Raw genomic sequence first — 12,996 nt, forward strand, 5'->3', positions numbered from 1 at the left:
AAAAAAAACCGCTTGCGCCTGCAAGCGGTTTTTCTGCTATTTAATTCTGCTCTTTGTTACGACTTAACCACAACGAAAGCGCTTTCAGCGAGTCAGAGGTGAACTCATCACAGCGGCTGGTTACCTCTTCCGGCGTCATCCAGAATACCTCTGCAACCTCCTCTTCCTGCATGGCGAACGGGCCATGTGAGACACAGCTAAACAGCCCGCCCCAGACGCGACAGTGTGGATCCTCAAAATAGAACTGCCCGTGCTCGGCAAAAGGCACCGCTGCGATACCCAGCTCTTCTTCCGCTTCACGACGTGCTGACTCCAGTAACACTTCCCCACTCTGCACTACGCCACCCGCAGTGGCATCCAGCATACCCGGCATAAAATCTTTATTATCGGTACGGCGCTGCACCAGAATTTTTCCCATACCATCGTGAACCACGATATAGGTTGCGCGATGGCGCAGGCATTGTGCACGCATCTGAGTCCGACTCGACTGAGCAATTACCTCGTTATCTTCGTTAACGATATCCACCCACTCCGTACCGGCAGCCTGACTTTGTTCCACCATCAGTGACCCTTTTTTTCTGTTCTGGCGCATGGTTGCGCATATGGTTGTCGCAACCGCCTAAAGTAATGGCTTATGTTATCGGACGCAATAAGCGCAACGGGTAGTTAACGTGTTTTGCCCGATTCTCCTGACCACAGCTGCACGGACGCACGTTGCCACTGGAAAAAAGCGTAATCAGCCAATTTTTCAGGGAGATCGTCACCGTGCAAAGCCAGACGATTAAGCATAATCGCTAAATCGGTATCGGCAATTGACCATTCACCAAACAGATTTTGCTGGCCGCTGACAATCAAGCGTTCAGCGACCGCAATCAGCTTTTGTGCCGCATACTGTCCTGCCTCAGAGAGCGGTGGAAACTTCTCTGCGGCAAACAGCACTTCTGTTGGACGTTCCGCACGCAGCGCTAACAGATCGCTGCGCAGCCAGGCCTGTATTTCACGCGCGCGGGCGCGTTTTTGCAGGTCACGCGGATAAAGGCGTTCAAACTCGGGTGCCGGAAAGCGCTCTTCCAGATACTCCGCAATTGCCGACGACTCGCTTAACAGAAAGTCGTCAACCTGCAGGGTGGGAACCCTGGCCGTCAGTGAGATGTCACGATAGCGTTCACTCAGATGTTCAGCTGATGCCAGATCGACTCGCTTCAGGCTAAAGGGCACCCCTTTCTCAGTCAGCGCCACATAAACCGACATCGCATAAGGGCTGAAAAACGACGCATCGGACCATAGGGTAATTTTCGGATAATCCATTCTGATTCCTTTGACAGAGTGACGCAGACGGAATCTCATTGTTTACCGATTTTTCCCGACAAAGGCAATCGGCAACTGCGGGGATTAGGGCTGGCTTTCGCCGCATGCCGGGCGCAGCTTCCTTTTTCGATCATTTCGCGTCACAGCCGGTTCTCTTCTATGCTGAAAACAGGCTGTCACACAACGCATAAGGATATTCAGCATGCATATTTTACTCACCGGTGGCACCGGACTGATTGGCAGCCATCTTATCCCGCGTTTGCTGCAGTCGGGTCATCAGATCAGTGTGGTAACGCGTGACGTCGCTGCCGCCAGAGCCCGGCTCGATTCGGCCGTTAATCTGTGGTCAGGCCTGGCGCAGCAGCGCGATCTGAATGAAATTGACGCGATAATCAACCTGGCGGGCGAACCGATCGCCGATAAGCGCTGGAGTGAACATCAAAAACAGAAACTGTGTGAAAGCCGCTGGCAGATTACCGAGCGGCTGGCTTCACTGATAAATGCCAGTAGCAATCCACCCTCGGTGTTTATTTCCGGCTCGGCTACCGGTTTTTATGGCGATACTGGCGATCTGGTAATGACCGAGGACGACCCCGGTAACGATGAGTTTACGCATCAACTTTGCGCACGCTGGGAGGCACTGGCGCTCGGCGCCGCAAGTGAGCGTACCCGCGTCTGTCTGATGCGCACCGGCGTGGTGTTGGCGAAGCAAGGCGGTGCGCTGGCAAAAATGAAACTGCCGTTTAAACTGGGAATTGGCGGGCCATTGGGCAACGGTAAGCAGTATATGCCGTGGATCCATCTCGACGATATGTTGAATGCAATTCTTTGGCTGCTGAATAATCCGCAGTTAGAGGGGCCGTTTAATATGGTGTCACCCTATGCGGTGCGCAATGAGCAATTTGCCGCCGCTCTCGGGCATGCCATGCATCGGCCGGCGTTTATGCGCACCCCAGCCAGCGCGATTAAACTGATGATGGGAGAGTCGGCCGTCCTGGTCCTGGGCGGGCAACATGTGCTGCCAAAACGGCTGGAAGAGTCCGGTTTCGCTTTTCGCTGGTATCAGCTGGATGAGGCTCTGCGCGACGTAGTGTGATCACCGCCGGTGATGATTGCAGGGGCAGCGTTTTCGGCGCCCCTGCATTCAGTATCAAGTAAAACTACTTTAATGCACCCGATAAAAACTGCTGCAAACGGGCACTTTTGGGATGGTTGAACAGCTCTTGCGGTGGCCCCTCCTCTTCAATCTTACCCTGATGCAGGAAGATGACATGGCTGGAAACATGGCGAGCAAATTCCATTTCATGGGTTACGACCACCATGGTTTTCCCCTCCTCCGCCAGCTTTTGCATGATACGCAGCACTTCACCCACCAGCTCAGGATCGAGCGCAGAAGTCGGCTCATCGAACAGTAATACTTCGGGTTCCATCGCCAGCGCACGGGCAATAGAGACACGCTGCTGCTGACCGCCGGAAAGATTGACCGGGTATTTACCGCGCGCCAGTTCATCAATACCGACCTTATCCAGATAACGAACGGCACGTTCACGCGCTGCCTGCTTGCTCAGGCCCAGCACCTGGATCGGCGCTTCCATCACATTCTCCAGCACCGTCATATGGCTCCAGAGATTGAAGTGTTGGAATACCATCGTCAGCCGGGTGCGCAGCGTGCGTAGCTGCTCCTTATTGGATACTTTAAGCTGGCCGTCGGTATCGCGCACCAGATTAATCGCCTGATTATTTACCGCAATCGCTCCTTCGCTGGGTTTTTCGAGAAAGTTAATGCAGCGTAAAAATGTGCTTTTTCCGGACCCTGATGAACCAATAATACTGATGACGTCACCGGCATTGGCCTGCAATGAAACGCCCTTCAGCACCTCATGTTTTCCATAGCGCTTATGGAGTTCAGTTACGTTTAATTTATTTTCGGCCATAGTGTTACTTACTCAATGGGACGATGAGGGTTTAACATGCGCCAGCCAGCGCTTTTCCGCCATGCGGAACAGGCTGATCAGCACATAGGAAATAACCAGATACAGCACGGCAGCAATACCAAAGGCGGTAAACGGCTGATAGGTTGCCGAATTAATATCACGCGCAACCTTCAGTAAATCCGGCACCGTAGCGGTAAATGCCAGCGCGGTAGAGTGCAGCATCAGAATCACTTCGTTGCTATAGGCCGGCAGCGCGGAGCGCAGGGCTGAAGGCAGAATAATGCAGCGATAAAGTTTGAAAGTTGAAAAACCATATGCGCGTGCCGCTTCGATTTCACCGTGTGGTACACCACGAATTGCACCAGCAAAAATCTCGGTGGTATAGGCACAGGTATTCAGCGTCAGAGCCAGCAAGGTGCAGTTCAGGCCGCTGCGGAAAAAGGCATTCAGCATCTCGGTGCCTTTCACCACCTCCAGCGTATACATGCCGGAATAGAATACCAACAGCTGCACATACAACGGTGTACCGCGAAACACATAAGTAAACAGCCAGACAGGAAAACGCACCGCGCGATTCGGCGATACCCGGGCAATCGCCAGTAGCACCGCCATGCAACCGCCGAGCACCACCGAAATAATGAGCAGCCAAAGAGTGATCGCCACGCCGGTAAAGCGATAGCCGTCGGTCCAGAGCAGGGCTTTCCAGTACTCGTGAATAATCTCGATCATAGTTCTGCCCTTTTCACCCCTACCGAGTAGCGGCGTTCAAGCCACCACAACACACCGTTCGATAGCGTGGTAAATATCAGATAAATCACCCCGGCCACAATGGCAAAATAAAACGGTTCCCAGGTACTTTTTCCTGCCAGCTGGGTTGCCTTTACCAAATCCTCAAGACCCAGAAGAGACACCAGCGCAGTGGCTTTCAGAATAACTTGCCAGTTATTGCCGATACCCGGCAGAGCAAAGCGCATCATGCCAGGAAACAGAATGCGACGGAAAACCTGCGAGCCGGTAAAACCGAACGCGGTCGCCGCTTCAATTTGGCCTTTCGGCACCGCCAGATAAGCACCCCGGAATGTTTCAGTAAAGTAAGCGCCGTAAATAAAACCCAGCGTCAGGATACCGGCCACCATCGGGTCGATATTGAACTGTTGAATCCCGACAGCATCGGTTACCGCGTTGAGGGCGATCTGCAATCCGTAAAAGATCAGCAGCATCAGTACCAGATCGGGCACACCACGAATCAGGGTGGTGTAACCCTCGAAAATGAGAGCAATAAGACGATTGCTGGATAACTTTGCACCCGCGCCAATCAGACCCAGCACTACCGCGATTAACAGCGAACTTAACGCCAGCTCCAGCGTGACCGCTGCGCCTTTTAAGATGACTTCAGAATAGCCATACAGCATGGATGTAATCCTGTCGTATACAGTCGAACAAATGGCCGCCCGCCTGCTGCGGGCAACCATCACAGGCAACCTCAATCGCCTTTCACTGACTGAGGTTGACGACAGGTGTTACTCAGCCACCGTAGACATCAAAGTCAAAGTACTTCTTCGCCAATTTGTCGTAGGTGCCGTCTGCACGCATCTCAGCGAAAGCTTTATCAATTGCCGCTTTCAGCTCGGTATCATCTTTGCGCATGCCCATACCGGTACCGACGCCAAAAATCGCATCATCTTTCACTGCCGGGCCGGCAAACTGATAATCTTTACCTACCGGTTGCTTCAGGAAGCCTTCGCTGGCAGCGACTTCATCCTGAAACGCAGCATCAATACGACCGGCGGTCAGATCCTGATAGACCAGATCCTGGTTAGCGTAAGGCGTGACCGTCACTCCTTTTGGACGCCAGTACTGGTTAGCGTAAGTTTCTTGTGTGGTGCCTTGCAGCAGGCCAATAGTTTTGCCTTTCAGTGACTCAGTCGTCGGCTGAATTGGCGAACCTTTAGGGGCGATCAGACGGGAATTGGCAGCATACAACTTTTCAGAGAAGGCGATCTCCTGCTGACGTTTTTCGGTGATGGAAAGTGAAGAGATAATCACATCGATTTTCTTCGCCTTCAGCGAAGGGATCAGCGCATCGAAATCACTTTCGACATAGCTACATTTCGCTTCAATACGTTTGCAAATCTCGTTGGCCAAATCGATATCAAAACCGACCAGTTGCCCCTGCGCGTTTTTCGACTCGAACGGCGCATAGGTCGGATCGGTTCCGATACGCAGATTTTTTGGTACAGCAGCGAACGCACTGCTTGCGCTGGAGAAGGCCAGCACCAGAGAAAGAGCCAGGACCTGCTTTTTCATACATTACCCTCAAGTAAATTGCTTATTTTTATATGGTGCGAGATGTGTTTGCGCCGTTTCTTTTTGCAGATTTCATGCCAGTTCTTTGGCATGTTGCTGCCCGGAATGAGTGTGCAATGTACACGGCTAAAACCGGGCGCTGGCGCTTAGTTTGCGAGGGAAATATAACAGGGTTGTTGTGGCCTGGCGGCAATTATGTTGCTTTTTAGTGCGCGCGATGCACGAATAGTGATCCAGTCCTGATTATTGCACCACCGCGATGCAATTGGCTAAATGTTACGCACCCTGCCAACGTGTAAACAGATCCTGTGGCAGGGAAATCTCAAACTGATCGATCACCCGGTTCACCGTTTGGTCGATTATTTGCTGGATAGTTTCTGGCCGGTGATAAAACGCCGGCACCGGTGGCATAATAATCGCACCCAGCTCTGCCGCGCTGGTCATCATCCGCAGATGCCCCAGATGCAGCGGGGTTTCACGCACGCAGAGCACCAGCCGCCGCCGCTCTTTTAACACCACATCGGCTGCGCGCGTCAGCAGATCGTCGGTATAGCTGTGGACAATGCCCGACAGCGTCTTCATTGAGCAGGGTAAAATCACCATGCCATCGGTTTTAAACGAGCCGGATGAAATACTGGCGGCAATATCGCGCACGTCATGCACCACGTCGGCCATCGCCTGCACGTCACGCACCGACAGATCGCTTTCCAGCGCCAGCGTCTGGCGTGCCGCCTGACTCATCACCAGGTGAGTCTCCACTTCCGCTACCTGCTGCAAAACTTGCAGCATACGCACGCCATAAATTACGCCGCTGGCGCCGGAAATTCCGATAATGAGTCGCTTCATACTTTTGCCTTGTTCAGTCACGCTTAATCGCGCAAGTTTGGACGTTGACGCACTAAATTACAACTGCGCTGCCAGTGCGGCGATGATTCCTTTGCGGGACATCCAGCAGCAGCGCAAAAAGATATTTACCTGAAACATGACTTAAATCGTCTCCCCCATCGACAAGCGATAATGCAAATCTACTTGTTCAATGGTGGGCTGATGCTGAATCTTTTTAATCAGCATCCCGGCGGCAATTTTGCCCATATCAAAGCGCGGCGTAATCACACTGGCGAGTTTAGGCGTGATCACCTGACCAATTTCCAGACCGTGGAACCCGGCAATCGCCAGCTGCTGCGGAACAAGGATGCCCGCCGCATGGCACTCCTGTAACACCCCAACCGCCAGATCATCATTGGTACAGAGAATACCGTCCATATCCGGGTACATCTGCCGCGCCAGCGTCATCATGCCGCTGCCAATCGATACTGATGACACTTTACCCGGCACAATACGGCCAGCCGCTAATCCCGCCGCCGCCATGGCTTCGCTGTAGCCAGCATAGCGCTGTTGATCGCGGGCGTCTGACATTGACCCGAAATAAATAATCCGTTTTTTGCCGCTGGCAATCAGCATATTGGTCATATCAAAACCGGCACGAGTATTATTAAAACCGACATTGATCCGCCCCGGCGTCTGGCTTAGCCCCATCACTTCAGCCACCGGAATCGCAGCGGCGTTAAGATATTTTTCGGCGCGTACCGTATGAGTGGTTTCGGTCAGCAGCAGCGCTTTAACATTAAAGGCCAGCACCGTGGCGATTTGCTGTTCCTCGCGTTGCTGGTCGTAGTCGTAATTGACCACCAGCGTTTGATAGCCCTGCGCACGGGTAACAGATTCGATACCCGCTAACAGATCGGCGAAGATTTGATTGTGAAAAGAGGGGATCAGCACCCCGATACGCGGCAGCTGATGGTTGACCAGATTATCAGTATCAGGCTGATAACCGACTTCCGCGATAACGCTGGCGATCAGCGCGGCGGTCTCTGCTTTGACTTTTTCAGGCGTGCGCAGATAGCGGCTGACCGTCATTTTTGTTACACCAGCCAGGGTGGCAATATCATGTAACGTTATGCGTTGCATTTTCATTATTCATGTCCGTCACACGGCCACTACGTTGCGCCATTATGCCTGCTGTATTAGTAATGAGAAATTTGCCAATAAAAAAGCCAGCCGGTTTGAGCCGGCTGGCATGATTTTCAGCAAAAGTCAGAGCAACTGACGCGTCAGCCTTAACCTTCGTTGTGCATCTCAAGGTTTTCCACTTCATTCTGGCGCGCCAGTGCTTTGGCATCGTCATTACGCAGTGACTGGAGATACTCAAGATATTGCTGATCGACATCTTTAGTGACGTAAATACCGTTAAACACCGAGCATTCAAACTGCGCGATATCCGGATTCTCTTCTCGTACCGCTTCGATCAGATCGTCAAGATCCTGGAAAATCAGCGCGTCGGCGCCAATAATCTGGCGAATCTCTTCTACCTCACGCCCATGAGCAATCAGCTCGGTGGCGCTTGGCATATCGATGCCGTACACGTTCGGGAAACGAATTTCCGGTGCTGCAGACGCGAGATAAACTTTCTTCGCTCCGGCCTCACGCGCCATCTCAATAATCTGCTCAGAGGTGGTGCCTCGCACAATCGAGTCATCCACCAACAGCACGTTTTTATCGCGGAACTCTGCACGGTTGGCGTTCAGCTTACGGCGAACCGCGCTGCGGCGCAGGTGCTGGCCCGGCATAATGAAGGTGCGGCCAACATAGCGGTTTTTCACAAAGCCCTGACGATAAGGCTTATTCAGAATCCCGGCAATCTCCAGCGCGATATCGCAGGAAGTTTCCGGAATAGGAATGACCACGTCGATATCCAGGTCTTCCCATTCGCGCGCAATCTTGGCACCGAGCTTGGTTCCCATACGCACACGGGCACTGTAGACCGAAATCTTGTCGATAAACGAGTCAGGACGGGCAAAGTAGACGTATTCGAACAGGCACGGATTGCTTTTCGGATTTTCCGCGCACTGACGCGTAGAAAGCTGCCCTTTCTCGGTGATGTACACCGCTTCGCCCGGCGCGACATCACGCAGGAACTCGAAGCCGAGTGTATCCAGCGCCACGCTCTCCGAGGCTACCATATACTCAACGCGACCATCAGCCATTGCACGCTTGCCGATCACCAGCGGACGAATGCCGTTTGGATCGCGGAAAGCCACCATACCGTGACCGATGATCATCGCCACCACAGCGTAAGCACCGCGCACCCGCTGGTGCACCGCAGCCACCGCCGCAAAAATGTTTTCAGCTTCCAGCGGATAGTGCTGAAAGCGATCCAGTTCCTGCGCAAAGATATTCAGCAGAATTTCTGAATCAGACGTGGTGTTAACGTGGCGACGACCGCTTTCAAACAGCTGCTTACGCAATTCATGTGCGTTAGTCAGGTTGCCGTTATGTGCAAGGGTAATGCCGTAAGGGGAGTTAACGTAGAAGGGCTGCGCTTCAGAAGCACTGGAGCTTCCGGCGGTCGGATAACGGACGTGACCGATACCCATATTACCCTGCAGACGCTGCATATGACGCGCTTCAAATATATCGCTGACCAGGCCATTCGCCTTACGCAGACGGAAGCAATTTAATGCATCGATGGTGACGATGCCTGCAGCATCCTGACCACGGTGCTGAAGCACCGTTAACGCGTCATAAATCGACTGGTTTACCGGCATGAAACCGGTGATACCGACAATACCGCACATGTTGTCATATCCTCATAAGCCGCACCCCCGGCGCGATTACCGGGGTAAAAAACTCGACGTGCTTTGCAGGTAGTCAAAAAACCACCTGATGATGTAACTGAACTGGGGAACCAGTTGAGACTGTTGCCAGTCCGGACTTTTTGAGAAGCCGGTGAATGTATCGAGGAAAAACAGAATGGCAGAAACAATCAGTACGCCACGCAGTGCCCCGAAACAGACGCCCAACACCCTGTCGGTACCTGACAGGCCGGTCTTTTCGACCAGGGAGCCAATCACATAATTCACTATAGCCCCCACGATCAGGGTGGCAATAAAGAGTATGCCAATGGCAATTCCATTTCGAACCAGTTCGTCTTCAAAACCTGTGAACCAGACCGCAAGATAGGAGTAGTAATGACTGGCGACAAAGAATGCGCATCCCCAGGTAACGAGAGATAACGCTTCCCGAACAAACCCGCGGATCAGGCTAACCAGAGCCGAAAAACCGATAACCGCAATGATGACGTAATCTATCCAGACCATGAACTCTTCCAGCGACAGTGCCCCTGCATCCAGTTCGGGGCGAATTCTAACAGAAAAAGAAAACGTTTGCGTAACGTTTTCCTTTGCCAGACCAAATAAAAAGAGGCGATTAAAAAAACCTCAATCGCCACGGGTTATTACATTAATTAGCGCCCCCGGCGACGAGAATTCAGCATTCCGTATGCCATCAGAGCGGGAGCCGAAACGGCTCCCGTTGGTCAGTGAAAACGCGATTATTTACCGCACGCTATAAGGCTTAACCACGCCACCCAGGCCAGTAATCCCTTTGAGTTCACTGACAGAGGCCTGCATTTTGGCTTTTGATGCGTCCGGGCCAACATAGATACGGGTAATCTGATCCTGTACCGGCGTTGACGGCACGGTATAAGCTCGATAGCCCGACAACCTAAGCTGCGCGACAATCTCATTCACTTTCGCCGCATTTTTCAATGCGCCCAGCTGCACCACATACGCCTGACCGCTCGGTGCTTGCTCCTGCGGCTTATTTTCCTGCTTCGGCTGTTCGACCGGTTTGGCCTGCTCAACCGGCTTCGGTTTCTCTACCGGTTTCGGCTGAGGCTTCGGCTGTTCGACCGGCTTCGGCTGCTGCTGCGGTTTTGTCTGCGGCCTTGGCTGCTCCACCGGTTTCGACGGCTGCATCGGTGGCGGTGAAATCACCGTCGGCTTGCTTTCGGTCTGCGGCATCGTTGCGCCATTATCCGCTGGCTGCGAAGTGCGATCGCTGTCACCCTCCACTGCCTTGCCCGCGCCCTCTGGCGGCTGCGATGGCAATGACTGGGTAACAGGCGGCACCATATCGGTTTCCTGCTGATCGCCCGGTTTAGGCACCAGCGGAATAGCCGCAAATTCCTCTTTATAGTGCTTCTTCTTACCGTCAAGCAGACCTGGCAATACGATAACGCCAACGGCGACCAGAATGACGGTTCCGACTAAACGGTTCTGAAACTTACTTGCCACTGCCGTTCTCCGTTTCCATCGCTTCCATTACCTGTGCCACGGTGTGGAACGATCCGCACACCAGCACAATATCTTGTTGCTGCGCCTGCTGTAACGCTGCCTGCCATGCTTCAACTACGCTGGCAAAGCTCTGTCCATCCGGCAGACAGGCGATCAGCTGGTCGGCTGTCGCCCCGCGTGGCCCTTCCAGCGGAGCGCAATACCAGTTATCTACCTGCGGCGCTAAACAGGCAAGCGTTCCGGCGATATCTTTATCGTGCAGCATACCGACAACCGCATGCACTTTCCCCTGCTTTGGCAATTCAGCCAGTCGGCTGGCCAGATAACTGGCAGCATGCGGATTATGAGCAACGTCAAGAATAACGCGCGGCGCGCTGGCCACGGTCTGAAAACGCCCCGGCAGAATGGCTTTGTCCAGCCATTCACGGATAATCGCTTCGTCCACCTGCAACGTCGAGGCGCGCAGTGCTGCCAATGCGGTAGCCGCATTCGGCAGCGGCACCTGAGGCAGCGGCAGGCCAGTTAAACTGCCGTGGCTGTCGGTAAAGCTCCAGCGGTTACCCTCAAGCTGATAACGCCAGTGACGATCGCGCTGTAACAGCGTTGCACCCAGTGCATCCGCCACTGCGGCGATCGACTGCGGCATATCCGGTTCACCAACCACCGCTGGTTTGGCACCACGAAACACGCCCGCTTTTTCGCGACCAATACTTTCGCGATCCGGGCCGAGCCAGTCGGTATGATCAAGCGCAATACTGGTAATGACTGCCACATCAGCATCGACAATATTGGTGGCATCAAGACGTCCACCAAGGCCAACTTCCAGAATCACCACATCAACCGCCGCCTGCTTAAACAACATCAGCGCCGACAGCGTGCCGTACTCAAAATAGGTCAGCGATGTCTCACCGCGCCCGGCTTCAATCGCGGCAAAACTGGCGGTATGAGCAGACTCCTCCAGTTCGGCTCCCTGAATACGCACGCGCTCGGTGTAACGTATCAGATGCGGGGAACTGTAGACGCCAACCCGATAGCCCGCTGCCATCAGCAGCGTTTCCAGCGTACGGCAGGTGGTGCCCTTACCGTTAGTCCCGGCGACGGTAAACACCGTTGGCGCGGGTGTTAACAGATCAAGGTGGTCAGCAACGCGCCGGATACGATCCAGCCCGAGTTCGATAGCCTGAGAATGTAAATGCTCAAGATAGTGAAGCCACGTGGCCAAAGGCGACGTGGCTTGAGGAAGGTGAAGATTATCCATGTGTCCCGTTCACAACGTTACGGTTCATTGGTGAAAGGTACAGCATTGCCGTATCGACAGTGGCTGTACCTTTCCATCATCTGTCAGGCCTCAGGGGTCTGGGAAGGTGCTTCAGCAGCAATCTCTTCCGCTTCCGGCTGCGGCGCTGGCAGGTTCATCAGTTTGGCGAGGATACTGGCCAGTTTCAGACGCATTTCCGGACGGCGAACGATCATATCAATCGCGCCTTTCTCGATCAGGAATTCACTGCGCTGGAAACCCGGCGGCAGTTTTTCACGTACCGTCTGCTCAATAACACGCGGACCGGCAAAACCGATCAGAGCTTTTGGCTCGGCGATGTTCAGATCGCCCAGCATTGCAAAGCTGGCGGAAACACCACCCATAGTTGGGTCAGTCAGCACCGAAATATACGGCAGACCGCGTTCCTGCATTTTCGCCAGCGCTGCGCTGGTTTTCGCCATCTGCATCAGCGACTGCAATGCTTCCTGCATACGCGCACCGCCACTGGCCGAGAAACAGATCATCGGGCAGTTATCTTCCAGCGCCTGCTCGACCGCACGGACAAAACGCGCGCCGACCACGGAACCCATTGAGCCGCCCATAAAGGAGAACTCAAACGCCGCAGCAACAACCGGTGCGCCATGCAGCGTACCTTTCATCACGATCAGTGCGTCTTTCTCGCCGGTATCTTTCTGTGCAGCTACCAGACGATCTTTATATTTTTTTGAATCCCGGAACTTGAGCAGATCTTTTGGCTCCAGTTCGCTACCCAGTTCAACCAGCGAGCCTTCGTCTAACAGGCTGTGCAGGCGGTCACGTCCATGCATACGCATGTGGTGATCGCATTTCGGGCAGACTTCCAGATTGCGTTCCAGCTCGGCGCGGTAGAGAACCTGACCACAGCTATCACACTTTGTCCAAACCCCTTCAGGAATACTAGCCTTGCGCGAAGGGGTGATGGTGCTCTTGTTGAGAATTCGTTCAATCCAGCTCATTGATGACCTTTCTGTTTGAACCTGGTGAAACCAGTTTTCTTGTTGCTGCTGAAAGCGAC

At 53.5% G+C, this 12,996-nt stretch carries 14 protein-coding genes; 1 reads left to right on the forward strand and 13 read right to left on the reverse strand.

Translation table 11 applies throughout. From position 1 onward, the window contains the following. Positions 1–40: 40 nt before the first annotated feature. A complete protein-coding gene (gene yfcD, locus RIN69_RS15625; protein WP_313852907.1) occupies positions 41–562 on the reverse strand; it encodes an NUDIX hydrolase YfcD in 522 nt (173 codons plus the stop codon). A 104-nt stretch (positions 563–666) separates the two neighbouring features. After that, positions 667–1,308, reverse strand: coding sequence for a glutathione transferase (gene yfcF, locus RIN69_RS15630; RefSeq protein WP_313852909.1), 642 nt, complete (start codon positions 1,306–1,308; stop codon positions 667–669). Between the two features lie 202 nt (positions 1,309–1,510). Here yfcF and RIN69_RS15635 point away from each other — a divergent pair, with 202 nt between their 5' ends. Continuing rightward, complete coding sequence (locus tag RIN69_RS15635) at positions 1,511–2,404, forward strand: TIGR01777 family oxidoreductase (RefSeq protein WP_313852911.1); 894 nt, start codon at positions 1,511–1,513, stop codon at positions 2,402–2,404. Between the two features lie 64 nt (positions 2,405–2,468). On the opposite strand, the gene hisP is transcribed toward RIN69_RS15635, so the two are convergent. The 11 genes from hisP to accD form a co-directional block, all read right to left on the reverse strand. Continuing rightward, positions 2,469–3,242, reverse strand: coding sequence for a histidine ABC transporter ATP-binding protein HisP (gene hisP, locus RIN69_RS15640; RefSeq protein ID WP_313852913.1), 774 nt, complete (start codon positions 3,240–3,242; stop codon positions 2,469–2,471). A 12-nt stretch (positions 3,243–3,254) separates the two neighbouring features. Further along, a complete protein-coding gene (locus RIN69_RS15645; RefSeq protein WP_313852914.1) occupies positions 3,255–3,971 on the reverse strand; it encodes an ABC transporter permease in 717 nt (238 codons plus the stop codon). Further along, positions 3,968–4,654 (reverse strand): histidine ABC transporter permease HisQ, encoded by a 687-nt coding sequence (locus tag RIN69_RS15650; protein ID WP_313852915.1) that lies wholly within the window; start codon positions 4,652–4,654, stop codon positions 3,968–3,970. The genes RIN69_RS15645 and RIN69_RS15650 overlap by 4 nt, the downstream gene beginning before the upstream one ends. 112 nt (positions 4,655–4,766) lie before the next feature. Further along, the gene (hisJ, locus tag RIN69_RS15655) at positions 4,767–5,549 is read right to left on the reverse strand and encodes a histidine ABC transporter substrate-binding protein HisJ (protein WP_313852916.1); all 783 of its coding nucleotides are present in this window, start codon (positions 5,547–5,549) and stop codon (positions 4,767–4,769) included. A gap of 276 nt (positions 5,550–5,825) precedes the next feature. Continuing rightward, complete coding sequence (locus RIN69_RS15660) at positions 5,826–6,395, reverse strand: UbiX family flavin prenyltransferase (protein WP_313852917.1); 570 nt, start codon at positions 6,393–6,395, stop codon at positions 5,826–5,828. A 141-nt stretch (positions 6,396–6,536) separates the two neighbouring features. Then, complete coding sequence (locus RIN69_RS15665) at positions 6,537–7,523, reverse strand: LacI family DNA-binding transcriptional regulator (RefSeq protein WP_313852919.1); 987 nt, start codon at positions 7,521–7,523, stop codon at positions 6,537–6,539. Positions 7,524–7,666: 143 nt separating this feature from the next. Continuing rightward, positions 7,667–9,184: an amidophosphoribosyltransferase gene (gene purF, locus RIN69_RS15670; protein WP_313852921.1), complete on the reverse strand. Its 1,518-nt coding sequence runs from the start codon at positions 9,182–9,184 to the stop codon at positions 7,667–7,669. 36 nt (positions 9,185–9,220) lie between these two features. Next, complete coding sequence (gene cvpA / locus RIN69_RS15675; RefSeq protein WP_052897382.1) at positions 9,221–9,706, reverse strand: colicin V production protein; 486 nt, start codon at positions 9,704–9,706, stop codon at positions 9,221–9,223. A gap of 237 nt (positions 9,707–9,943) precedes the next feature. Further along, the gene (gene dedD, locus RIN69_RS15680; RefSeq protein WP_313852923.1) at positions 9,944–10,684 is read right to left on the reverse strand and encodes a cell division protein DedD; all 741 of its coding nucleotides are present in this window, start codon (positions 10,682–10,684) and stop codon (positions 9,944–9,946) included. Next, positions 10,674–11,942: a bifunctional tetrahydrofolate synthase/dihydrofolate synthase gene (gene folC, locus RIN69_RS15685; RefSeq protein ID WP_313852925.1), complete on the reverse strand. Its 1,269-nt coding sequence runs from the start codon at positions 11,940–11,942 to the stop codon at positions 10,674–10,676. The genes dedD and folC overlap by 11 nt, the downstream gene beginning before the upstream one ends. A gap of 83 nt (positions 11,943–12,025) precedes the next feature. Beyond that, entirely contained in the window at positions 12,026–12,937 is a 912-nt protein-coding gene (gene accD, locus RIN69_RS15690; RefSeq protein WP_313852926.1) for an acetyl-CoA carboxylase, carboxyltransferase subunit beta, read from the reverse strand. Positions 12,938–12,996 lie beyond the last annotated feature (59 nt).

Origin of the sequence: Winslowiella toletana (assembly GCF_032164335.1) — a bacterium.
Taxonomy (GTDB): Bacteria; Pseudomonadota; Gammaproteobacteria; order Enterobacterales; family Enterobacteriaceae; genus Erwinia; species Erwinia toletana_A.